Raw genomic sequence first — 21,670 nt, forward strand, 5'->3', positions numbered from 1 at the left:
CGCCCGGCGCCACCCCCCCACGCGACGGCCGTCACACGTGCCCCCGCTCCCGAGCGGCGTAGCCTGCAAGCCGCAGTCGAGCGCGGGGAGGTGACCCGATGACGGATCGGACCGGGCAGGGCCGGACGACGCCGTCGCACACCGGTCGGGTGCTCCGACCCAGGGCGTGGCCGTCCCCGGTGCGTGCGATGACCCGGATCCTCAACGCCGACGGCTCGCCACCCGTGCCGGCCCCCGCCGGCAGCGGGCGCAGCGGCGTGGTCGACTGCGCGCTCTACGTCGACGGCAAGCGGCAGCCCGGCGACTGGGGTTACGCGGACGCGCTGCAGGCGGCACGCCAGGCGGAGCACGGCTTCGTCTGGATCGGCCTGCACCAGCCCGAGCTGGCCGAGATGACCGCCATCGCGGATACCTACGGCCTGCACGAGCTGGCCGTCGAGGACGCCGTGAAGGCCGAGCAGCGGCCCAAGCTGGAGCGCTTCGGCGACGTCAGCTTCCTGGTGCTGCGGACCGCCCGGTACTGCGAGCACACCGAGCTGACCGAGACCTCGGAGGTCGTGGAGACCGGCCAGGTGATGCTCTTCATCGGCCCGAACTTCCTGATCAGCGTCCGGCACGGGGACGCCTGCCGGCTCTCCCCGGTGCGCGCCGACCTGGAGACCAAGCAGGAGCTGCTGCTCCAGGGCCCGTGGGCGGTGGCGTACGGGGTGACCGACCGGGTGGTCGACCTCTACCTGGAGGTCGCCGAGCAACTTGAGGACGACCTGGACCAGCTGGAGGCCGAGGTCTTCGACCGCAACAGCCACGGGCGGATCCAGCGGATCTACCAGATGAAGCGGGAACTGGTCGAGTTCAAGCGCGCGGTGATCCCGTTGCAGCGGCCACTGATGACCTTGACCTCGCAGATGAACCGGGAGGTGCCCAAGGAGATTCGGCGGTACTTCCGGGACGTGCAGGACCACCTGAGCCGCACCGTCGAGCAGGTCAACTCGTACGACGACCTGCTGAACTCGATCCTGCAGGCGCGGCTGGCCCAGGTCACCGTCGATCAGAACAACGACATGCGCAAGATCGCCGCGTGGGCGGCCATCGCCGCGGTCTGGACGTCGATCGCCGGGGTCGAGGGGATGAACTTCGACAACATGCCTGAGCTGAAGATGACGTACGGCTATCCGGTGGCGCTGGCCCTGATGCTCGGCGTCTCCCTCGCCCTCTACCGCTGGTTCCGCCGCAACGGCTGGCTCTGACCGCGATCGGCGCCGCACGCGGAAGCGCCGGCGACGCGGGGGTGACCCGCATCGCCGGCGCCCGGTGCGCTGCCGCCGGGGTCAGCGGCGGCCGTTGGTGCGCGCGGTGTCCTTGCCCAGCGCCTTGGTGAGGTCGTCGGCCGGGCGGCCGGAGACGTCCGTGGCGCCCTCGGCGACCGCCGGGACCTTGTCGGTCGGGCGGACACCGGTCTGCTTGGCCGTGCCGGTGGTGCTGGCGCTGTCGCCGCCGGCCACCGCCGAGCTGCCGGCACCGTTCATGCCGGCCGCACCGGTCATGGCGGAGCCGTCGCCGCCCTTGGTGGCGGTGGGGGTACGCACCTCGATCGAGTCCACCTCGTCGCGCATCGGCTCCAGGGTGCGGGTCGGGTCGTACTCGGCCCACTCCTGCTGCTCCCGACGGCGACGCAGGGCGACCGCGCCGGCGATGCCGGCGATGGCGCCCGCTGCCAGCAGGCCGGTCATCATCGAGCCGCGACGGCGCGGCTGCTTCTTCTTACCGGTGATCCGCATGGTCTTCGACTTGGCCTTCCTGGTCAGCGGCCCTGCCTGCGCGGCGCCGTCACGGGCCGCCGCGGCCAGCGGTGCCAGCGTGGTGAGTGTCGTCCCCCAGCCGGTCGACGCGCGGTCGCGCACCTTCGTCGCGGCCGGCCCGACGTAGCCCCGGGCCACCTGGACCCGCGGACCGACCGTCGCGCCCGCACCCTTCGCGGCGTGGTTGGCTGCCTGCACCAGGTGGCTGATGCTCTGGTTCAGCTCGGCCATGGCCTGCTGCCCCTCAGACTTGCGCCGCCCGACTCCAAACACGGTCCTACCTCCTGGGAATTGTTCCTTCGTCATCCTCCACCTTCGGATGCCTCCGCGATGCCAGATCGGGCACATGGGAGGATCCGCATGGAACTGACCAACGAGTGAGGAGTACCCGTGGCCGAGGCTGTCTACGCCACCTTGCACACCAACGCTGGCCCGATCCGGCTGGAGCTCTTCCCGAACCACGCGCCGAAGACGGTCCGCAACTTCATCGACCTGGCCGAGGGCAACCGGGAGTACACCGACCCGCGCACCGGCCAGCCGGGCAGTGGGCCGTACTACGACGGCACCATCTCGCACCGGGTGATCAGCGGTTTCATGGTCCAGATGGGCGACCCGACCGGCACCGGCCGGGGCGGCCCGGGCTACAAGTTCGCCGACGAGTTCCACCCGGAGCTGCGCTTCGACCGGCCGTACCTGCTGGCGATGGCGAACGCCGGACCGGGCACCAACGGTTCGCAGTTCTTCATCACGGTGTCGCCGACGCCACACCTGAACAACCGGCACACCATCTTCGGGCAGGTCGCCGACGAGCAGTCGGTGAAGGTCGTCGACTCGATCGCGAACACCCCGACCGGCCCGAGCGACCGTCCGCTCCAGGACGTCGTCATCGAGCGGGTCGAGATCGAGCGGTCTGCTTCCTGACCGAGCGGCGAGGTACCTTTGCTCGCATGATTGAGCGCTCCGGAGCACGGCCGGTGCCGGTGGACCGCGCGGTGGCGGACGGAGGGTCGGCCCGGTGAGTGAGTCCCCGCCGACCACCCCGGTCTGCTACCGGCACCCCGGTCGGGAGACCTACGTCCGGTGCACCCGCTGTGACCGGCCGATCTGTCCGGACTGCATGCGGGAGGCGTCCGTCGGGCACCAGTGCCCGGAGTGCGTCAATGAGGGACGTCGCACCGTCCGGCCGGCGCGTACCGCCTTCGGTGGCGGTACCGCCGGCCGGCACGGCTACGTCACCAAGGCGATCATCGCCCTGAACGTGCTGTTCATGCTGCTGTCCATCGCCTCCGACCGGGGTGGGGACGCGGCGGTCGGCGGCTCCGGCTTCGGCGGGCTGATGGGCGGCAGCACCCCGCTGACCAACTGGGGTTCGGTGCTCGGGCTGGCGTACTTCCCGGACGGCACCCTCGGTGGCATCGCCGACGGCGAGTGGTACCGCCTGGTCACCGCGATGTTCCTGCACTACGGCGTGATCCACCTGCTGCTCAACATGTGGGTGCTGTGGGTGCTCGGTCGGTCGCTGGAGGCCAATCTCGGGCCGCTGCGCTTCGGCGCGCTCTACCTGATCGCCGGGCTCGGCGGTAACGTCGCCGCCTACCTGTTCAGCGCCCAGAACTCGGCCACGGCCGGCGCGTCGACGGCGGTCTTCGGCCTCTTCGCCGCGCTGATCATCATCGAGCGCAAGCTGGGCCGGGACATCTCCCAGGTGATCCCGATCCTGGTGATCAACCTGGTGTTCACGCTGACCGTGCCGGGCATCTCGATCCCCGGGCACCTGGGTGGCCTGGTGGTCGGCGCGGCGATGTCCCTGGTGCTGGCGTACGCGCCACGCGGCCGACGCACGTTGGTGCAGGCCGCCGGTGCCGCGATCATCCTGCTGATCCTGCTCGGCCTGGTGCTGTTCCGCACGGCACAGCTGCTCGGCTGACAGCTCAGTGCTGGCGGGCGGCGCGCAACTCGGCGGCCACCTCCTCCGGGGTGGCACCCAGCTCGAACCGGCCGAAGAGGTGCAGCGACTCGCCGGTGTCGATCTCCAGGACCTCGGACGTCAGCCCCATCCGCGGTCGACGGTCCACGGTGATCGCCTCGATGGTCGTCCAGGGCAGCAGCCGGTGGCCGGCGAACCCGTGGATGACGCTGAGTCCGTCCGGGTCCGCCGCCAACCGGACCGGTGCGATCAGGTCGCGTACCGCCCAGCCGGCCACGACGGCGGCGGCCAGGATGGCCAGCACCAGCCGGACCGTGTCGCCGTCGGCGAAGAGCAACCCGAGTGCGATCAGCAGAACCGCGCCGGCCAGTTTCGCCGCCGGCAGGCTCGCCGGTACTCGCCACTGCCGGGCCGGGGAGATCTCATCCACCCGTCCAGCATGCCAGTGGCAGCTCCGCGCGGATCGATCATGGAATTGTGCTGCCCTACATATGGTGCGAAGTGGAAACTTCTGCCCACCACAACTCCATGATCGACGCCAGCGGAGCCGGGGCGGGGGCGGCGCGGCGTAGGATCGGGACAACCGAAGTTACCGGGGAGTAAACATGAGTGACGCGGTCATCGTCGGCGCGGTACGCACCCCGGTCGGGCGGCGCAAGGGCAGCCTCGCCGGCGTCCACCCGGTCGATCTGTCGGCCCACGTGCTGCGCGCCCTCGCCGAGCGCACCGGGCTCGACCCGGCGCAGGTCGACGACGTCTTCTGGGGCTGCGTGTCCCAGGTCGGCGAGCAGTCGTGGAACATCGCCCGCAACGGCGTACTCGCCGCCGGCTGGCCGGAGACCGTCCCCGGCACCACCCTCGACCGGCAGTGCGGCTCCAGCCAGCAGGCACTGCACTTCGCCGCCGCCACCGTCCTCTCCGGCCAGGCCGACCTCGTGGTCGCCGGCGGGGTGGAGTCGATGACCCGGGTACCGATGGGCTCCAGCGTGGCCGGCGGCATGCCGTTCAGCGACCAGCTCCGCGACCGCTACCGGGGCGTGGAGGGCTTCGCCGACGACGCGCCGCTGCCGTTCAACCAGGGGGTCGGCGCCGAGCTGATCGCCCGACGGTGGCGGCTCTCGCGTACCCAACTCGACGAGTTCGCGCTGGCCAGTCACGAGAAGGCCGCCGCCGCGCAGGACGCCGGGGCGTTCGACCCGGAGTTGACGCCGGTGCCGCTCGTCGACGGCGGCAAGTTCGCCGCCGACGAGGGCATCCGTCGGGACACCTCACTGGACAAGCTGGGTGAGCTGGCCACCCCGTTCCGCGCCGACGGCGTGGTCACCGCCGGCTCGGCGTCCCAGATCTCCGACGGCGCGGCCGCGCTGGCCGTGACCACCTCCGAGTGGGCCAGCCGGCACGGCCTGCGCCCGCTGGCCCGGATCCACACCGCCGTCGTCGCCGCCGACGACCCGGTCACCATGCTCACCGCGCCCATCCCGGCCACCGCGAAGGCGCTGCGCCGCGCGGGGCTGGGCATCGAGGAGATCGGGGTGTACGAGGTGAACGAGGTGAACGAGGCGTTCGCCCCGGTGCCGCTGGCGTGGCTCGCGGAGACCGAGGCGGACCCGGAGCGGCTCAACCCGCGCGGTGGGGCGATCGCCCTCGGTCATCCGCTCGGTGGGTCCGGTGCCCGGATCATGACCACGATGCTCCAGCACATGCGCGACAACGGGATCCGCTACGGCCTGCAGACCATGTGTGAGGGCGGCGGCATGGCCAACGCCACCATCGTCGAGCTGGTCTGAGGAAAACGTCTCGCCCCGGCCCGGGCGGCCGCCTAGGGTGCCCACCGTGACGACGAGCGAGCGCGCCCCCGACTGGTCCGGCGAGCAGTGGCAGGCGCGGGCCCGGTCGTGGGTCGACGAGCAGCTGAGCCTGGCCGGTCGGCGGGTGACCGGGCCGGTGGAGCCCCGGGTCCGTCCGTGGTCACTGGTCTGGCAGGTGCCCACCGACGGTGGCCCGGTCTGGTTCAAGGCCAACAACCCGGGCACGGTGCACGAGGCCGTCCTGATCGCGGCGCTGGCCCGGCTCACGCCGGAGCGGGTGCTGACGCCGATCGCGGTGGACCCGGAGCGGGGCTGGTCGCTGCTGCCCGACGGAGGCGACTCGCTGCGCACGCTGCTGGGCCGCGACCCGGACCTGACGCACTGGGAGCGGGCCCTGCCCGGGTACGCGGCGCTCCAACTGGCCGCCGCGCCGCAGGCCGACGAGTTGGTCGCCCTCGGCGTGCCGGACCATCGCCCCGAGGTGCTCGCCAACCTGTTCGCCGACCTGCTCGACGATCACGAGTCGTTGCGGATCGGGGCCGAGGGCGGGCTCAGCGTCGACGCGTACGAGCGGCTGCGGGCGGAGCTGCCGTCGTACGCGCAGCGGTGCCGGCGGCTCGCCGAGATCGGCATCCCGGCCACGGTGCAGCACGACGACCTGCACGACGGCAACGTCTTCGCCGGCCCGGACGGGTACCGCTACTTCGACTGGGGTGACGCCTCGGTGGCGCACCCGTTCGGCACGCTGCTGGTGACGCTGCGGTCCGTCCGGTACGCCAACGAGCTGCCGGCCGACGATGCCGTGCTGGCCCGACTGCGCGACGCCTACCTGGAGGCGTGGACCGACCGGTACGACCGGCGGACCCTCGTCGAGGCCGCCGACCTGGCGATCAACCTGGGTCCGGTGAGCCGGTCGCTGTCCTGGCGTCGAGCCCTCGACACGACCGACCCGGCCCGTGCCGAGTACGCCGAGGCCGTTCCGGGTTGGCTGGAGGAACTGTTGGAGTCCGAGCCCGCCTGAGATCCTGCCGGTCTGCACAGGCGGCGGTCGGGCGGGCACGTACCAGCGGAAGCGATCCGACCCGCGCGGCGGCCCAGGGTGGGGAGGCGGCCGACGACGCGGTACGCAACGCCCGCACTCTCGGCCTCTGGCTGGGCAGCACGATCACGCTCGACCTGGAGCACTATCCGGCGGGTAACGCCGCCCGCACCGAGGGGGTCACTCCTTCGTGAGCGCCTGGAGCAGCCGGCTGCACGAGCAGAAATACTTCTCCGGGCTCTACACCTCGGCCACCTCCGCCGGGTTGGCGGATCAGGTGGCGGCGTATGGGCGGCCCGGGCCACGCCCACCCCGACATGATCGACTTTGCCCGCTGGGACGGCGTCCAGACGGTGTCCGACAGCGCACTGCCGGCGTCGCTCTGGATGCCCGGCGGACGGATGAAGCAGTACCGGGGCGACCACCACGAGACCTGGAGTGAAGATCAACATTGACAGACTTCCTCGATCTCCGGCAGCCGCGCCGGACCCCGCCGAACTGGTCGCGGTTCGGGGCCGTCCGGGAGGTTCCCCGGATCATCGACCGGTTCCAGGTGCGCCCGCCGACCCGCTGACGCCGGGTTCCGGGCCGGCCCTGGCGCGATGTCGGACAGCCGGTGCGACCCGGAGCGTGGAACTTCCAAAACTTGCCCGTGACCCACGTCACTCCCGCCGGGGAGGTCGTTGGGCAGGTCATGGACGTCTTCTCCCGAACGTTCCTCCCGGCCGCCGCCGAGGCCGGCCTTGCCGTGCAGACCCTCGGTCGGCACATGCCGGTCTTCCGCCGCTGTGTCGGGTCCGGTGACGCCACCATCCTGATCACCCGTTGCAGTCGTCCCGATCGTCCCGTGACCGGCGACTACCTGCTGCTGCTCACCCACCGGCGGCTGGTGGTGACCCAGCAGACCCGGTTGTTGCACCGACTGCGCCTGCACCTCAACACCGAGCTGCGTGAGCTGAGCAACGTCACCTGGAGCCCCGACCCGCGGCTGCACTCGGTCGAGCTGGCCGCCACCGCGATCGACGGGATCCGTGAGCGGTTCCTGATCCGCACGACCCACCCGAAGCGGGTGTGGCAGCTCGACGCGCTGCTCAACCACGCGTTCCGGACCCGCCTGCGGACGCCCCGCGAGCGGACCGTCGCCTCCATCAGCGACGCGCCGGCGACCGCCCGGTCCGCCGTGTTCCGCCCCGCCGTTGTGAGCTGAAGCGCGACCGGCTTCACCTCGCCTTTACCAAACCCGAACACGTACCGATCGCGGCGACGCCACCGGTCGGCAATCATGGGCCGGTGACCGTCGACCCGCCGCACCGCGGGCTCGTCCTCGTGGTCGAGGACGAGCCGGCCATCGCCGACCTGGTTCGGCTCTACCTGACCCGCGACGGGTTCGGCGTCCACCTGGAGCGCGACGGCGAGGCCGGCCTGTCCGCCGCCCGCCGCCTGCGTCCGGTGGCCTGCGTCCTGGACATCGCTCTGCCCGGCCTGCCCGGCACCGAGGTCTGCCGGCGGCTGCGGGAGGCCGGCGACTGGACACCGGTCATCTTCCTCACCGCCCGTGACGACGAGGTCGACCGGATCGTGGGCCTGGAGCTGGGTGCCGACGACTACGTCACCAAACCGTTCAGCCCTCGTGAGCTGGTCGCCCGGGTCCGCGCGGTGCTGCGGCGCTCCGCCGGCGGTCCCGAGGGCGTCGACCGGCCACGCGTCGTCGGTCCGGTGACCCTCGACCCGGCCCGCCGGACGGTCACCGCCGCCGGCGTACCGGTGCAGCTCACCTCCACCGAGTTCGACCTGCTGGCCCACCTGATGGCCCGGCCCGGGCGGGTCTTCACCCGGGAGGAGCTGCTGGCCGGGGTGTGGGGTTACGCCGCACACGCCGGCACCCGCACGGTCGACGTGCACGTCGCCCAGGTGCGGGCGAAGCTCGGCCCGGCCAGCGTCATCCGGACCCACCGCGGCGTGGGGTACGCCGTCGATGCCTGAGCATCCCGGCCGCGCCGAATCGCCGACCATGGCGCTGCCCGTGGTCGGGGTCGGCCCGCCACCCGCACCCCGGCGCAGCCGGTTCGGCCGGACGCTGACCGCACGAGCGGTGCTGGTCACCTGCGCGGTGGCGCTGGTGTCGGTGCTGGTCACCGCGATCGTCGCGGTGCCGCTGGCGATCCGTGGCGCCGAGCGCCGCGATCAGGAGGCGCTCGCCGCGCAGGCCCGGCTCGCCGCCGAGGTGCTGCGGACCCGGCTGGACCGGGGCCGCACCGCCGACGAGGAGCGGCTCATCCAGCAACTGCGCGACCAGGGCATCGACGCGTACCTGATCCGGCGGGGCGCGGTCGACCGGCCGGGCCTGCCGCCCCGGGTGGTGCAGCGGATCGAGCAGGGCCGCAACGTGTCGGTGCGTCGCCCGGTCAACGGCGAGCGTGCCCTGGTCGAGGGTCGGGCGCTGCCGAACGGCAACGGGGTGGTGCTCTCCCGCCCCTCGGCGAACGGGCTGTGGGCGCAGGTGCTGCTCAGCCTCTGGTTACCGCTGCTGGCGGGGCTGGCCGCCGGAGTGGTGGCGGGTCTGCTGCTGGCCCGCCGCCTGGCCCGCCCGATCCGCGTCGCCGCCACCGCGGCCGCCCGGTTGCGCGCCGGTGACCGCGCGGTACGGGTGCCGGTCGAGCCACCGGACGAGGTCGCCGACCTGGCCGAGGCGCTGAACGGGTTGGCCGCCGCACTGGCCACCAGCGAAGGCAGGCAACGGGAGTTCCTGCTCTCCGTCTCGCACGAGCTGCGCACCCCGTTGACCGCGATCCGGGGGTACGCGGAGGCGCTCGCCGACGGCGTGCTCGGCGCGGACGACACGGTCGACACCGGCCGGACGGTGCTGGCCGAGGCCCAGCACCTGGATCGGCTGATCGGCGACCTGCTGGCGTTGGCCCGGCTGGAGGCCGCCGACTTCCCCCTCGAACCGGTGCCGGTGGACCTGACCCGGCTGGCCATGGACGCCGAGCCGACCTGGTCCGGCCGGTGCGCGGCGGTGGGCGTGCCGTTCCGGGTGGAGACGCCCGGTGAGCCGGTGCCGGCGTACACCGATCCGGGTCGGATCCGGCAGGTGGTGGACGGGCTGCTGGAGAACGCGCTGCGGGTCGTACCCCCGGGTGCGCCCGTGGTGCTCGCGGTCCGGCCGGCCGGTGCGGACCCGGCCGCCGGCGGTGTGCTGGAGGTCCGCGACGGCGGACCCGGCTTCACCGACGACGACCTCGCGGTGGCCTTCGAGCGGGGAGCGCTGCACCAGCGGTACCGGGGGGTGCGCAAGGTCGGCAGCGGGCTCGGGTTGGCGCTGGCCGCCGGGCTGGTCCGTCGGCTCGGCGGTGAGATCACCGCCGGTCACGCGCCGGAGGGCGGCGCCGCCTTCACGGTCCGGCTGCCCGGTGATCCTTACCGGACCCGAACATCGGCCTGACGCTCCGCTCGTCATCGCAGGGCAGTCTGAGGTCTCCACGGACGAGAGGGAAAGTCATGCCACGTTGGGGATTCGCCACCGGCACCACGGCACTGCTCGCGGCGGTCACGCTCGGCGTCAGCGGCTGCGGTGCGGCCGAGGTGGCCAGCCAGCCCGCCCGCGAGGCGGCCGTCGACGTCGCCGCCGCGATGGGGGTCGAGGGTCAGGCGCTGGCGGCGATGGGCTTCGACGCCGACGACCTGGACGTGCAGACCGTCGCCGCGCCGGCCACCCCCACGCCCGGTGCCTCCCCCACCGCGCAGGACAAGGCCAAGCAGAAGCGGGGCGAGGATTGGCGCAAGCGCCGCCAGGCCCGTGTGCTGCTGCGCAAGAACACCCTGCACGGTGAGGCCGTGGTGAAGACCAAGGACGGCGGTACGCAGACCGTCGCCGTGCAGCGTGGTGAGGTGACCGCGATCGACGGCGACTCGATGACCGTCAAGTCCACCGACGGCTTCACCATGACCTGGACCTTCGGCGACGACCTGCGGGTCGTCGAGCATCGGGCCACCGTGCAGGCCAGCGACGTCAAGGTCGGTACGACGCTCGGTGTCGCCGGTGCCAAGGACGGCGACAAGGGCGTGGCCCGGCTCGTCCTCATCCCGCGCGACAAGTGAGCGACCAGGGGCCCTGGCCGACGCCAGGGCCCCTGTCGCCCGGTCAGCGGCCGGGCGACAGCGCGTAGCCGACGTAGTCCCGGAACTCCAGCCGCCAGCCGGCCGGAACCAGCTTGGCGCAGGCCGGCTCGCTGCCCGTGCAGACGATGGCGTCCACCGAGGACGGATCGGCCGGCGGGCGTTCCGGCAGCACCGACTGCAACGCCACCAGCTCCGGCGAGCCTCCGTCGGGCTGCCGCAGCAGCAGCCACCACGGGTACTCCCAGTTGTCGTTCTGCTGCACCAGCCCGATCCGGCGGGCACCGCTGTCGCGGACCGCTGCCGCGGCCCAGCGAAACTCGTCGGCCCACTGGGGGCGACGCAGGAACCGGGTGTCCCAGTCCGAGGTGGTGAAGACCGAGCCGGCGCCGACCAGCCGGCGCGGGAAGCCGTAGGACAGCGCGAGCACCCCGGCCAGCGCCGAGGTGGCCAGCACGGTGGCCGCCGCGACCGTGGCCACCGACCGTCGTGCCGCCACTCCGGCCGTACCGGCTGCCGGGTTGGTGTGGCGACGGAGGAGCGCGTCGAGCCAGAGCCCGGCCAGCGGCACCGCGAGCACCAGGGCGTACAGGATCAGCCGGTTGCCCCACGGCTGCCACTTGATCATTGACGTGTGCAGCAGGACGGTGGCCAGCACCACCACCGCGTACGCGCGCAGCGGCCCGATCTGCCCGGGGTCGATCCGACGCGGTCGGGCGAGTGCGACGGCCGCACCGATCAACGCCAGCGCACCGGCGATCGGGAACGCCACCCGGTCCTCGTCCGGATACCAGGCGGGCTCCGGAAAGATCTCCCGACCGAAGGTGATGGCGCGGTCCTGCGGGTCGACCCCGATCGCGTCGGCGCCGCCGATGATCGCGTCGGCCCCGACCCGGCGCAGCGGCCCCACCGGCGTGTCGAACGCCGTGTGCCCGATCCGTAGCGCGTTGACCAGGATAGACGCCGGGTCGTGCCGTTCCATCGGGATGGACTCGCGCAACCGGGGCGGCCCCAGCGGGTGCCCGAACTCGGCGGTCACCCGGGCCAGGAACGGACCGACGACCACGGCGGCGACGAGCAGGATCAGTACCGAGCCGCCGACGACGCGACCCACCCCGCCGACCCGCACCCGGCCGGCCGGTGCCCGGCTGGCCAGGACGAGTCGGAGCTGGGCCAGCCCCCACAGCACCAGCAGCGGGCCGACCGCGATGAGGCCGCTGGTCTTCGTCACCGCGGTCAGACCGGTGGCCGCCCCCAGGCCGAGCAGCGTGCCCCAGCCGGTCCGCCGGCGCAGGCCGTCCAGCACGAGGGTCGCCGCGCACGCCACCCACGCCGCGCAGACCAGGTCGGTCTGCGTGCTGGTCGCCTGGAGGGCCACCATCGGCGTCGTCGCCAAAACGAAGGCGGTCAGCAACTGGGCCCGCCGGCCACCGCCGAACTGCGCGGTGATCCGTGCGGCCACCAGTAGGCACAGCACCCCGGCGGCCCACTGCACCAGGTTGTGCAGCGCGTCCCCGCCGGTGAGCAGGCGCAGGTGCAGCAGCAGGTATTCGGCACCGGGCGGGATGGTCACCTGCCGGTGGATGGCGGTGGGCCAGAAGTCCAGGTCGCCCTGGGCGACCCAGTGCTCCACCTTCGGTAGGTGGTACGTCTGCGAGTCGAAGTTGTTCGGCTCGGCCAGCAACGCGACCAGCAGCTCCACCAGGACCAGCCCGCCGACCGTGCCGGCGAGCAGCCGCTCGCCCCGACCCGCCGTACGCCAGGTGTCGACCGCCACGGCGAGTAGGCCGGCGAGCGAGCGGCCGGTCCCGGCCGGCGTGGCGGCGGGTTCGGCCGGACCGCCGTCGTCGACCGGAGCGGATGTCCCGGGGGCACCGCCGGACACCACGGCACCGACCGGCACCGGCCGGAGTACGGCGGCGGGCGGCTGCGCGACCCGGGTCGCCCGCCGCTGCCGCAGGCCGGCGGCTGTCGCGGCGACGGCCAGGAAGAGCAGCCAGGAGACGGTGAACGCGGTTCGGGTCAGCGCGTGCAACGCGCCGAGAACCTCGACGACGAGCACCGCGTACGCTGCCGTGAGCAGGGCGGCGCGTACCACGGCGAGTCGCAGCCCAGCCACCGCGCCGACCTCGCGCGGCCTCGTCGTGACGGTGAGCAGGAGCACCGAGGCGGCGGGAACCGCCGCGAGCAGGGAGCCGGCAGCCGACATGGCCGGAAGTAAACACCATCCGCCTGAACCCGCCACGCCGACCGCCCGACGATGGCGGCCAGCGTCGAGCTGACCAGCCAGGCTAGGCTATGCCCGACGTGTTGTCGCCACCGTGGAGATTCCCGTGAAGCTCTCGATCCTCATGCCGGTCTACAACGAGGAAGAACGCATCGCGGATGCCCTCAAGCAGGCATTGGCGGTGGACTATCCCTGCGAGATCGAGCTTGTCGTCGTCGACGACGGCAGCCGGGACGGCACCGGCGAGATCCTCGGTCGCGCCGACGACGCGCGTCTGCGGGTCATCACCCACCAGCGCAACGCCGGCAAGGGCGCGGCCATCAAGACCGCGGTGGACAGCGCCGAGGGCGACTACATGGTCATCCTCGACGCCGACCTGGAGTACGACCCGCAGGACATCCCCAAGCTGCTCGACCCGGTGCTCGACGGGCGGACCACGGTGGTCTACGGCAATCGCACCTTCGGCAGCCACAGCGCCTACAGCTTCTGGTACGTGATGGGCAACAAGGGCGTCACGATGGCGGCCAACGTGCTGTTCAACTCGTACATCGGTGACCTGGAGACCTGCTTCAAGCTGATGCCGGTGGCGCTCTACCGGTCGCTGGAGGTGCGCTCGCGCGGCTTCGGCATGGAGGCCGAGGTGACCGGCAAGCTGCTGCGCCGCCGCATCCGCCCGTACGAGGTGCCGATCAGCTACCGGGCCCGGGGCCGCGAAGAGGGCAAGAAGATCACCTGGAAGGACGGCGTCGAGGCGATCTGGATCCTCGGCCGTGAGCGCGCCCGCCGCCGTCCCGTCGCGTCACCCGCGCGCTGATCCCAGGAACCCGCTGATCGACCGCCGCAGGCCGGCGGCGTCCAGCCCGTGCCACCGGATGTGGTCGGCCGCGTCGCCGTACCGGCGCAGGTCCGCCCGGCCCACCAGGAACGTCGCGTACGAGTGCACGATGGGTCGCAGCCCGGGCAGGGCGAGGCCGCGGCCACGCCGATCATCAGTTGCTCCCGGATGCCGACGTTGAGCACCCGGGTCGGGGTGCCGCTGCCCGGCCGGGGCGAACTGGCTGACCGAGATGTCGGCCAGCACCTGCGCGGCGCGGGGGTCCTCGTCGAGCAGATCGATCGTGGTGTCGATGAAGGCGGTACGCACGACGGTCATCCCTTCCTCTCGACGCGGGCGACCACCAGGTGCGGTTGTCCCGGCCGGTGCCCGGTCAGCGCCGTGTACAGGGCGGTGTGGTCGCGGCCGTCGACCGTGTCGGCGGTCCACCCGTTGACGGTGAACCGGCTGGCGATGCCGCCCGCCCACCCGTGCGTGGCGGACGAGTTGTCGACCACTATCGCGGTCAGGCTCTCCAGGCCGGTCGCGCCCGCGTAGGCGATCGCCTCGTGGTTGGACCCCTCGTCCAGTTCGGCGTCGCCGAGCAGCACGTACACCCGGGGTGTGAGCAGGCCCTGCGCGCGCAGGCCGAGGGCGGTGCCGACGCCCAGCCCGAGGCCGTGGCCGAGCGAGCCGGAGCTGATCTCCACTCCCGGCACCAGCACCCGGTCCGGGTGGTGGCCGAGGCGGCTCTGCGGCCCGCCCAGGTCGTCGAGCCAGTCCTCGGGGATGAAGCCGTGGGCGGCGAGCACCGCGTAGTACGCGGCCGGACGTGCCCCTTGGAGAGCAGGAACCGGTCCCGTTCCGGGGCGTCGACGGTGTCGGGGGTGAGTGTCGTGGTCATGCCACTACTCTGTGACTTGAAGTGCGCTTCAACTCAAGGACCGGGTGATGCAGGACTCATTGACGATCGGGGATCTGTCCGCCCGGTCCGGGGTGGCGCCGTCCGCGCTGCGCTACTACGAGCGGCTCGGCCTGATCCGCGCCGACCGTACCGGCGGCAACCAGCGCCGCTACGCCCGCGCCGAGCTGCGGCGGGTCGCCTTCATCCGGATCTCCCAGCAGGTCGGCGTCTCACTCGACGAGATCCGCGAGGCGCTGGAATCGCTGCCCGAACGACGTACACCCAGCCCGGCCGACTGGGCGCGGCTCTCCGCGAGCTGGCGCGGCCGGCTCGACGAGAAGATCCGACTGCTCACCAAGCTCCGCGACGACCTCGACGGCTGCATCGGCTGCGGCTGCCTGTCCCTGCAACGCTGCATGCTCAACAACCCGGGCGACAACCTCGCCAAGGAAGGCCCCGGCGCCCGCCTCCTGCTGCCGCCTGCCTCACCCGAGGGTGAGTAGCACCTTCCCGACGTGGTCGCTCGCCTCGACCAGCCGGTGCGCCTCGGCCGCCTCGGCCATCGGCAGCCGCCGGTCCACCACCGGCCGTACCGCGCCGGCCGCGACCAACGGCCACACCTCATCGCGTACGCCCCGGACGATCTCCGCCTTCTCCACCAGCGGCCGGGAGCGCAGCGCGGTCGCCGACACGCTGGCCCGCTTGGCCAGCAACGCCCCGAGATCCAGCTCGGCCTTGCGGCCACCCTGCATCCCGATCACCACGAGCCGGCCGCCGGTCGCCAACGCGGCGACGTTGCGCCCCAGGTAGGACGCGCCCACGATGTCGAGGATGACGTCCGCGCCGTGACCGTCGGTGGCCTTGCGGACCTCCTCGACGAAGTCCTGCTCCCGGTAGTCGATCGTGTGCGCAGCGCCCAGCTCACGCAGCCGGGAATGCTTCGCCGTGCGGGCGGTCGCCAGCACCGTGCCACCGAGCGCCGCCCCGAACTGGACCGCGAACGTGCCGATCCCGCTGCCCCCGCCGTGCACCAGCAGCGTGTCGCCGGCACCGAGCCGGCCCACCCCCACCACGTTCGACCAGACCGTGCAGGCCACCTCCGGCAGCGCCGCGGCGTCGACCAGGTCCACGCCCGCCGGCACGGGCAGCAGTTGGCCGGCGGGGACCGCCACCCGCTCGGCGTACCCGCCGCCGGCCAGCAGCGCGCAGACCTCCTGGCCGACCGCCCATCCGGTCACCTCCGGGCCGATCGCGTCGATCACCCCGGAACACTCCAGACCGAGGTACGCGGGCGCGCCCGGCGGCGGTGGATAGTGCCCCTGCCGTTGCAGCAGGTCGGCACGGTTGACGCCGCTGGCCCGGACTCGGACGATCACCTCGCCGGGGCCGGGCTCGGGATCGGGGACCTCGGCCCAGACCAGCGTGTCGGGTCCACCGGGCTGCGTAACGGTGATGGCTCGCATGCCCCCAGTCTCACCCGCCGCGCTCCCCGCCGCAGGCGCACCCCCGGGTCGGGTCGGCGCTTGATCAACTCGGGTTGCAGGAAACCGGGCCATCGGAGTCGTCGGGACGCCCCGGTTTCAGGGATCCCGAGTCGATCACGCCACAGTGGACGTCGCCGCTGCGGTCTGGCCGGCGCTTTCGGGGAGGGACGCTGAGCCTGCCGGCGAGTGCCGTGGCAGACTGTTCATGGCCGCGCACTCACGGGTGGTGGTCCGGGAGGGTTCGCCTAGTGGCCGATGGCGCTGGTCTTGAAAACCGGTAAGGCAGCGATGTCTTCGTGGGTTCGAATCCCACACCCTCCGCCGATCGCCGCGTAGCGCTGGTTCGCAGCCGGTGGTGTCTCCGAGACCGTCAGCGAGCTTTCTTTACGCCCTGATGGCGTGCGCGCGAACAGGTCCGACAGCGACGTTACATTCGCAGGTTGGGTGAACCTGCCGGTGCCTTTGTCCGTCCTCTTAGCCGAATGCCCAGCACTGGGCCTGGTCGAGGGGACGTCGGTATGGGCACAGAAGCTGGCAAGAACCAGCAACAGCAAACAGCAGTGATCGATAGGATCAACGCGCGGCGGGTCCGCCCGGGTTCGGGTGGTGGAAGCGACAGGTATCAGGGCGCGCGTCGGGCGAATGTGCGGGGTTGGTCCGGTCCGCGGCGTTTCGCGTTCACCGCCGGATTCCTCGGCGCGCTTCTGGCCGTCCTCGCGGTCAGCCTCAGCGCACGTCCCGATCACACAACCGGCCAAGCCGTCGTGTTGCCCTGGATGACCGGCGGCGCGCCCGACCAGGTCGCCTCCGGTCCGGCCCTCGCCACCCCGCCGGCGGCCACCCCCACCCCTGGGGGGTCCGCCACATCCGAATCGTCACCGACACCCTCGGCGACTACCGTTTCGGCTGCGGCTGTGCCCACCCCGGCCGGATCGGGGTCACCGGTCACGCCGCGAGCTGCGGCAGGTGCCACGCCACGACCGGCGTCGCCCACTCCGCCCCCGTTTCCAGCGGCCAGTCCGGTCGCCGTGCAGGCGGAGGACCCGGGTAACGAGCTGCACGGCGCACTGGTGGGGAAGTGTCCGACCTGCGAGGGCGGTGCCAAGGTCATCTACCTCGGGGGAAGCAACTATCTCGTGGTCCACACCGCTGTCGCCGTAGCGGGACGATGGAACGTGTCGGTCTCCTACGAAAGTGCCGTTTCGCGGCCTCTCAAGGTCGGCGTCAACGGTGCGAGCCCGCGAACGTTCACGGTGGCGGGTGGAGGCGATTGGCTGACGCCGAAGGTCTTCACCTTCCCTGTCGATCTGACGGCAGGGCCAGTGAGTTTCAGGTTCTACCACGAAACTGACCAAATGCCCGATCTCGACAAGGTGTTCCTCAGTCCCGCCTAGGATTTCCGACAGACTGTTCCGGCTCAGGAGTTCGCAGATTGTACGGCCGGTGCGGCAGTGGCGAGCGTCGTTGAGCCGTTCGTGGGTTCGAATCCCACACCCTCCGCTCATCGACGGACATCTCATTGCTGCGTATGGTCGGGGTACGCGATGTGCCCGATGCTGCGAGGTGCCTCCATGTCCGATCAGCAACTCACTCCCGGTAGTTGGTGGTGCGGTTGGCCGTTGACCCGGAGGGGCAGCGGCTAGGCCGCCGCGCCCTGAGGCGGGAGGACGCCGCTCGTGACCAGTCCGCCGACAGGCCCGAATCCGGTGCGGGCCGATGATTGGGGAGATGCCCACCACCGCCAGGACGGCGGTGCGAGCGGTGGCGGTGACGGAGTTGCCGACCATCCCAGCGGGCGAGTTGTACGAACGCTTCGTTCCTGGACCCGTTGATCGCCGACGGCTACGTACCCTCGGGCTCGTCCCGTCGGGCCTCGCGGATCGTCGTGTCGGCGAGCCGTTCGACGGCGCGGCGACGCTCCTCGGCGAGCGCGTGCTCGTCCGGTTTGCGCAGGGCGCCGACGGCGGCGACCAGAAAGTCCCGCCAGATGCTGAGCAAGAAATTTCCCCCGTGGAATGGTGCAGGGACATCACCCTAACCGTCGCCCCGTGATCCGGCACACCCCCCACAATCGGTCGTTCCGCAGCGGGGAAAGGGGTATGAAGAGGCAGGTATCTGCCCACTCCGGAAGGACGCGTCCCGATGACCCTGGAACGACCGATCGCCCCGGACCCGTACGAGCTGCTGCCGACCGTTCCCTCGTTCACGCTGACCAGCGACGACGTGCAGAACGGCGAGCCGATGGACGTCCGGCACGCGCACGGCAGCGCCGGCGGTGAGAACGTCTCGCCGCAGCTGACCTGGTCGGACTTCCCCGCCGAGACCAAGAGCTTCACCGTCACCTGCTACGACCCGGACGCGCCGACCGGCAGCGGCTTCTGGCACTGGCTGCTGGTGAACGTGCCCGTCGACGTCACCCAGTTGCCCACCGGCGCCGGCGGCGCGGCCGGCACGGACGTCGGCGGCGCGTTCTCCGTCCGCAACGACTACGGCGAGCAGGGCTACGGAGGCGCCGCGCCGCCGCCCGGAGACCGGCCCCACAGGTACGTCTTCGCGGTGCATGCCCTGGACGTCGACCGCCTCGACCTGACCCCCGACGCGAGCCCCGCCTACGTCGGCTTCAACCTGACCTTCCACACCCTGGCCAGGGCGGTAATCCGCCCCACGTACCAGATCAAGGAATGATCCATGCCCCCGCGATCTTGCACTCCAAGTGCAAGATCGCGGGGTGGCGTCAGGCGGGGACGCGGGCTACGGCGAAGACGGACTGGCCGAACGGGGGGTGCACGAGCTGTTCGGCGGCCTTGGTGGCGGGCAGGACCAGAGTGTCGTACACCTTGACTATCGGGCCCTCCTTCGGCATGAGCCGGAAGACCTTGGTGGCCATGAAGTAGCCGATCAACCCGAGCGCGTTCGCGTAGTGGATCTTTTCCACGGTCAGGCCGGCCTCGGTCATCGCCGTACCGAGCGTCTTCTTGGTGTACCGGCGGACGTGGCCGGTGGCGATGTCCGCCGGGCTCATGGCGAACTGGAACGCCGGCACGATGATGATCACCGCGCCACCGGGCCGGACCAGGTCACGCATGCTGCGCAGCGCGCCCACGTGGTCCTCGATGTGCTCCAGCACGTTGTACGAGACCGCGGCGCTGTAGTGCCCCTGGTCGTTGTGCGGCAGCAGCATCTGTCGGACATCGATGCTCGGCTGGTCGGCGAGGCGTTCCTTGAGCTGCACCAGCCGGTCCGGGTCGGCCTCCGTGGCGGTGAACCGGGGCAGCCGCTGTGACCATTCCAGCGCGTAGTCACCGAGACCGCTGCCGATCTCGATCGGGTCGTCGCCGAGGTACGGCACCGCCAGTTCGACGAACCAGCGACGGTGGTTGACAGCTGTCGCCAGGCCCTCCAGCACCTCGGACTGGACGCGCTGATCCCCAGTGATTTCTGCCATGCGTCGATTCCTCACGATATGAACTCGACCCGTGCCTGGACCGACAGAGTGAATCATCCACTGGGACGGCAGAAGAATCGGGGCATCGGGGTAGCCGAATTGTGGTCGGGGGGTGGGCACGTGATCGGCGGTCGGCGAACCCGGCACATAGTACGGCAGTACCCCGAAACATGTCACGGCCACGTCATACGCTGGCTACCCTACGAATTGTCATGACTACTCCTGAACCGGACGCGCGCGGCGAGGGTCCGGCTGTGTCCGGCGAGGGTCCGGCTGCCCCGCGCGACCGCTCGCCCGTGCCCGACGGCGGCCCAGCCACACGGTCGACAGCGGGCGCGGTCGACGACGGTGCGCCGTTGCGCCGCAACGGGAAGCGGGCCGACCTGGTCGCGGTGCTGAGCTTCGTGGCGCTCGGTTTCTGGGTCACCGGGCGGCTCTGGTTGGACCCGGGCAGCGGGGTGCGGGACAACCGGTCCGATCAGTCGCAGTTCGAATGGATGATGGCGCACGGTGCGCGGGTCGTCACGCATTTTGCCTACCCTTTTCATTCGGACCGGATGAACGTGCCGGACGGCGTGAATCTGATGGCGAATACGTCCGTATTATCCATTTCGCTGCCAATGACGCCGGTCACCCTGCTCCTGGGGCCACGCGCGAGTTTCCTGGCCTTTCTCACCCTCGGAATGATTGCCACCGCCACCGCCTGGTACCTCCTGCTGTCCCGGGTCCTGATCGGTGCCCGAGGCCCGGCCTGGCTGGGTGCCGGCTTCTGCGCGTTCGCGCCGGCCATGGTGTCGCACGCCAACGGACACCCGAACATCGTGTCGCAGTTCGTCGTCCCCTTGATCATTTGGCGCACGCTGCGTCTCGGCGAGCCCGGCCGCTGGCTCCGCAACGGCGTCCTGCTCGCGCTGGTGATCGTCTGGCAGGCGTTCCTCAACCTGGAGATCCTGCTGATGACCGCGATCGGTCTCGGCGTGGTCGTCGGCGTACTCGCCCTCGGCCGCCCGGCCCTACGGGCGCGGGCGCGGCCGTTCCTCGCCGGCCTGGCCGTCGCCGCGGTGGTCGCGGGTGTCCTGCTGGCGTACCCGCTGTACGTGCAGTTCTTCGGACCGGGCGCCTACTCCGGGCTGTCCCGCCTGATCCGTGGCTACTCCAGCGACCTCGCCTCGTTCGTCGCGTACTCCCGGGAGTCCCTCGCCGGCAGCCCCCGCACCGCGGCGGGCCTGGCCAAGAACCCGACCGAGGAGAACAGCTTCTTCGGCTGGGCGCTGCTGGTGCTGGCGATCGCCCTGGTCTGGTGGATGCGCCGATCGATCGTGGTGCTCGCGTTGGGCGCGCTCGGGTTGCTCTTCGCGGTGCTCTCGCTGGGCCGGGAGGTCCGCTTCGACGGTCGGGGCACCGGGGTGCCGGGGCCGTGGGCGGCGCTGGAGAACCTGCCGATCCTGCACTCGGTGGTGCCGACCCGGTGGGCGTTGGCGATCACCCCGATCGTCGGGTTGCTGCTCGCGTACGGTGCCGAGCGCGCTCGTGAGCTGGCCCGCTCGCACCCCGCTGCCCGGCCGCAGATCCGTTTCGCCACCGCCACCGTGCTCACCATGGCCCTGCTGCCGATCCTGCCGACCCCGCTGCCCGTGGTCGACCTCGACCCCGGCCCGTCCTTCGTGACGAGTGGGGCGTGGCGGCCCTATGTGACGGGTGGGCGCAGTGTGGTGACCCTGCCGCTGCCGGACACCAACTACGCGGAGCCGCTGCGCTGGTCCGCGGTGACCCGGCTGGACATGCCGCTGGCCCGCGGCTACTTCCTCGGCCCGGACACCCGGCCGAACGCCGAGGCGCCGAAGGTCGCGCTGTTCGGTGCCCCTCCCCGCCCCACCAGCAGCTTCTTCGCCACCATCCGGCGCACCGGAGCCGTGCCACCGATCACGCCACAGAGCCGGGTCAAGGCGGTCGATGATCTGCGCTACTGGCGGGCCGGGGTGGTCATCCTCGGGCCGCACGAGCACGAGGCGGCACTGCGCCGGGGGATGACCGAGCTGACCGGGATCCAGCCGGTCTTCACCGGCGGCGTGTGGGTGTGGGACGTGCGGCAGCTGACCGACTGAGG

21 protein-coding genes, 1 tRNA gene and 2 pseudogenes are annotated in these 21,670 nt (G+C 71.7%); 16 read left to right on the forward strand and 8 right to left on the reverse strand.

Annotation, left to right across the window (positions count from 1 at the left end; all coding sequences use genetic code 11):
- Window positions 1-98: 98 nt before the first annotated feature.
- A complete protein-coding gene (gene corA / locus F8271_RS13850; RefSeq protein ID WP_151490105.1) occupies window positions 99-1,247 on the forward strand; it encodes a magnesium/cobalt transporter CorA in 1,149 nt (382 codons plus the stop codon).
- Window positions 1,248-1,328: 81 nt separating this feature from the next.
- Here the strand turns inward: corA and F8271_RS13855 are convergent, their stop codons facing one another.
- Window positions 1,329-2,105, reverse strand: a complete 777-nt coding sequence (locus F8271_RS13855; protein WP_151490106.1) for a hypothetical protein — start codon at window positions 2,103-2,105, stop codon at window positions 1,329-1,331.
- Window positions 2,106-2,189: 84 nt separating this feature from the next.
- Here F8271_RS13855 and F8271_RS13860 point away from each other — a divergent pair, with 84 nt between their 5' ends.
- Both F8271_RS13860 and F8271_RS13865 read left to right on the forward strand, forming a co-directional pair.
- A complete protein-coding gene (locus tag F8271_RS13860) occupies window positions 2,190-2,720 on the forward strand; it encodes a peptidylprolyl isomerase (protein WP_151490107.1) in 531 nt (176 codons plus the stop codon).
- Window positions 2,721-2,814: 94 nt separating this feature from the next.
- The gene (locus F8271_RS13865) at window positions 2,815-3,726 is read left to right on the forward strand and encodes a rhomboid family intramembrane serine protease (protein ID WP_151490108.1); all 912 of its coding nucleotides are present in this window, start codon (window positions 2,815-2,817) and stop codon (window positions 3,724-3,726) included.
- Between the two features lie 4 nt (window positions 3,727-3,730).
- Here F8271_RS13865 and F8271_RS13870 read toward each other — a convergent pair whose 3' ends face one another.
- The gene (locus tag F8271_RS13870; RefSeq protein ID WP_151490109.1) at window positions 3,731-4,156 is read right to left on the reverse strand and encodes a PH domain-containing protein; all 426 of its coding nucleotides are present in this window, start codon (window positions 4,154-4,156) and stop codon (window positions 3,731-3,733) included.
- A 175-nt stretch (window positions 4,157-4,331) separates the two neighbouring features.
- Between F8271_RS13870 and F8271_RS13875 the strand changes: the two genes are divergently transcribed.
- The 7 genes from F8271_RS13875 to F8271_RS13900 all read left to right on the forward strand — a co-directional run bounded on the left by F8271_RS13875 (window position 4,332) and on the right by F8271_RS13900 (window position 10,671).
- Entirely contained in the window at window positions 4,332-5,513 is a 1,182-nt protein-coding gene (locus tag F8271_RS13875) for an acetyl-CoA C-acyltransferase (protein WP_151490110.1), read from the forward strand.
- Between the two features lie 46 nt (window positions 5,514-5,559).
- The gene (locus tag F8271_RS13880; RefSeq protein ID WP_151490111.1) at window positions 5,560-6,555 is read left to right on the forward strand and encodes a phosphotransferase; all 996 of its coding nucleotides are present in this window, start codon (window positions 5,560-5,562) and stop codon (window positions 6,553-6,555) included.
- A gap of 305 nt (window positions 6,556-6,860) precedes the next feature.
- Window positions 6,861-7,028 (forward strand): hypothetical protein, encoded by a 168-nt coding sequence (locus tag F8271_RS32380; protein WP_192580279.1) that lies wholly within the window; start codon window positions 6,861-6,863, stop codon window positions 7,026-7,028.
- 239 nt (window positions 7,029-7,267) lie between these two features.
- Complete coding sequence (locus F8271_RS13885; protein ID WP_151490135.1) at window positions 7,268-7,780, forward strand: hypothetical protein; 513 nt, start codon at window positions 7,268-7,270, stop codon at window positions 7,778-7,780.
- 83 nt (window positions 7,781-7,863) lie between these two features.
- The gene (locus tag F8271_RS13890; protein ID WP_151490112.1) at window positions 7,864-8,556 is read left to right on the forward strand and encodes a response regulator transcription factor; all 693 of its coding nucleotides are present in this window, start codon (window positions 7,864-7,866) and stop codon (window positions 8,554-8,556) included.
- The gene (locus F8271_RS13895) at window positions 8,549-10,015 is read left to right on the forward strand and encodes a HAMP domain-containing sensor histidine kinase (RefSeq protein WP_151490113.1); all 1,467 of its coding nucleotides are present in this window, start codon (window positions 8,549-8,551) and stop codon (window positions 10,013-10,015) included. The genes F8271_RS13890 and F8271_RS13895 overlap by 8 nt, the downstream gene beginning before the upstream one ends.
- A gap of 56 nt (window positions 10,016-10,071) precedes the next feature.
- A complete protein-coding gene (locus tag F8271_RS13900) occupies window positions 10,072-10,671 on the forward strand; it encodes a hypothetical protein (RefSeq protein ID WP_151490114.1) in 600 nt (199 codons plus the stop codon).
- Between the two features lie 43 nt (window positions 10,672-10,714).
- Here the strand turns inward: F8271_RS13900 and F8271_RS13905 are convergent, their stop codons facing one another.
- Window positions 10,715-12,898, reverse strand: a complete 2,184-nt coding sequence (locus F8271_RS13905; protein ID WP_225854513.1) for a hypothetical protein — start codon at window positions 12,896-12,898, stop codon at window positions 10,715-10,717.
- 124 nt (window positions 12,899-13,022) lie between these two features.
- Here F8271_RS13905 and F8271_RS13910 point away from each other — a divergent pair, with 124 nt between their 5' ends.
- Window positions 13,023-13,730: a glycosyltransferase family 2 protein gene (locus F8271_RS13910; RefSeq protein ID WP_151490115.1), complete on the forward strand. Its 708-nt coding sequence runs from the start codon at window positions 13,023-13,025 to the stop codon at window positions 13,728-13,730.
- 93 nt (window positions 13,731-13,823) lie between these two features.
- Here F8271_RS13910 and F8271_RS13915 read toward each other — a convergent pair.
- A pseudogene (locus tag F8271_RS13915) lies at window positions 13,824-14,060 on the reverse strand (transketolase); the annotation flags it as partial.
- A gap of 5 nt (window positions 14,061-14,065) precedes the next feature.
- A pseudogene (locus tag F8271_RS13920) lies at window positions 14,066-14,622 on the reverse strand (transketolase); the annotation flags it as partial.
- Between the two features lie 59 nt (window positions 14,623-14,681).
- Here F8271_RS13920 and soxR point away from each other — a divergent pair.
- A complete protein-coding gene (gene soxR, locus F8271_RS13925; RefSeq protein WP_151490116.1) occupies window positions 14,682-15,137 on the forward strand; it encodes a redox-sensitive transcriptional activator SoxR in 456 nt (151 codons plus the stop codon).
- Here the strand turns inward: soxR and F8271_RS13930 are convergent.
- Window positions 15,120-16,097, reverse strand: coding sequence for an NAD(P)H-quinone oxidoreductase (locus tag F8271_RS13930; protein WP_151490117.1), 978 nt, complete (start codon window positions 16,095-16,097; stop codon window positions 15,120-15,122). The two genes, soxR and F8271_RS13930, sit on opposite strands and share 18 nt — an antisense overlap.
- 255 nt (window positions 16,098-16,352) lie before the next feature.
- On the opposite strand from F8271_RS13930, the gene F8271_RS13935 reads away from it, so the two are divergent.
- Both F8271_RS13935 and F8271_RS13940 read left to right on the forward strand, forming a co-directional pair.
- Window positions 16,353-16,439 (forward strand) — tRNA-Ser (locus F8271_RS13935).
- Window positions 16,440-17,146: 707 nt separating this feature from the next.
- Window positions 17,147-17,512, forward strand: a complete 366-nt coding sequence (locus F8271_RS13940) for a hypothetical protein (RefSeq protein ID WP_151490118.1) — start codon at window positions 17,147-17,149, stop codon at window positions 17,510-17,512.
- A 448-nt stretch (window positions 17,513-17,960) separates the two neighbouring features.
- Here the strand turns inward: F8271_RS13940 and F8271_RS32385 are convergent, their stop codons facing one another.
- Entirely contained in the window at window positions 17,961-18,116 is a 156-nt protein-coding gene (locus F8271_RS32385) for a hypothetical protein (RefSeq protein ID WP_192580280.1), read from the reverse strand.
- A gap of 144 nt (window positions 18,117-18,260) precedes the next feature.
- Here F8271_RS32385 and F8271_RS13945 point away from each other — a divergent pair, with 144 nt between their 5' ends.
- Window positions 18,261-18,803, forward strand: coding sequence for a YbhB/YbcL family Raf kinase inhibitor-like protein (locus F8271_RS13945; protein WP_151490119.1), 543 nt, complete (start codon window positions 18,261-18,263; stop codon window positions 18,801-18,803).
- Window positions 18,804-18,852: 49 nt separating this feature from the next.
- On the opposite strand, the gene F8271_RS13950 is transcribed toward F8271_RS13945, so the two are convergent.
- Window positions 18,853-19,563, reverse strand: coding sequence for a class I SAM-dependent methyltransferase (locus F8271_RS13950; RefSeq protein ID WP_151490121.1), 711 nt, complete (start codon window positions 19,561-19,563; stop codon window positions 18,853-18,855).
- A 212-nt stretch (window positions 19,564-19,775) separates the two neighbouring features.
- Between F8271_RS13950 and F8271_RS13955 the strand changes: the two genes are divergently transcribed.
- A complete protein-coding gene (locus tag F8271_RS13955; RefSeq protein ID WP_225854514.1) occupies window positions 19,776-21,668 on the forward strand; it encodes a hypothetical protein in 1,893 nt (630 codons plus the stop codon).
- Window positions 21,669-21,670: the final 2 nt, after the last annotated feature.

Origin of the sequence: Micromonospora sp. ALFpr18c, assembly GCF_008868155.1 — a bacterium.
GTDB lineage: Bacteria > Actinomycetota > Actinomycetes > Mycobacteriales > Micromonosporaceae > Micromonospora.

What these genes read in the sequence shown, in the direction of transcription:
- corA (WP_151490105.1), top strand. Translation starts at nt 99, where the DNA reads ATGACGGATCGGACCGGGCAGGGCCGGACGACGCCGTCGCACACCGGT.
- F8271_RS13855 (WP_151490106.1), bottom strand. Translation starts at nt 2,105, where the DNA reads ATGACGAAGGAACAATTCCCAGGAGGTAGGACCGTGTTTGGAGTCGGG.
- F8271_RS13875 (WP_151490110.1), top strand. Translation starts at nt 4,332, where the DNA reads ATGAGTGACGCGGTCATCGTCGGCGCGGTACGCACCCCGGTCGGGCGG.
- F8271_RS32380 (WP_192580279.1), top strand. Translation starts at nt 6,861, where the DNA reads ATGGGCGGCCCGGGCCACGCCCACCCCGACATGATCGACTTTGCCCGC.
- F8271_RS13885 (WP_151490135.1), top strand. Translation starts at nt 7,268, where the DNA reads ATGGACGTCTTCTCCCGAACGTTCCTCCCGGCCGCCGCCGAGGCCGGC.
- F8271_RS13895 (WP_151490113.1), top strand. Translation starts at nt 8,549, where the DNA reads ATGCCTGAGCATCCCGGCCGCGCCGAATCGCCGACCATGGCGCTGCCC.
- F8271_RS13900 (WP_151490114.1), top strand. Translation starts at nt 10,072, where the DNA reads ATGCCACGTTGGGGATTCGCCACCGGCACCACGGCACTGCTCGCGGCG.
- F8271_RS13905 (WP_225854513.1), bottom strand. Translation starts at nt 12,898, where the DNA reads ATGTCGGCTGCCGGCTCCCTGCTCGCGGCGGTTCCCGCCGCCTCGGTG.
- soxR (WP_151490116.1), top strand. Translation starts at nt 14,682, where the DNA reads ATGCAGGACTCATTGACGATCGGGGATCTGTCCGCCCGGTCCGGGGTG.
- F8271_RS13930 (WP_151490117.1), bottom strand. Translation starts at nt 16,097, where the DNA reads ATGCGAGCCATCACCGTTACGCAGCCCGGTGGACCCGACACGCTGGTC.
- F8271_RS13945 (WP_151490119.1), top strand. Translation starts at nt 18,261, where the DNA reads ATGACCCTGGAACGACCGATCGCCCCGGACCCGTACGAGCTGCTGCCG.
- F8271_RS13950 (WP_151490121.1), bottom strand. Translation starts at nt 19,563, where the DNA reads ATGGCAGAAATCACTGGGGATCAGCGCGTCCAGTCCGAGGTGCTGGAG.
- F8271_RS13955 (WP_225854514.1), top strand. Translation starts at nt 19,776, where the DNA reads ATGACTACTCCTGAACCGGACGCGCGCGGCGAGGGTCCGGCTGTGTCC.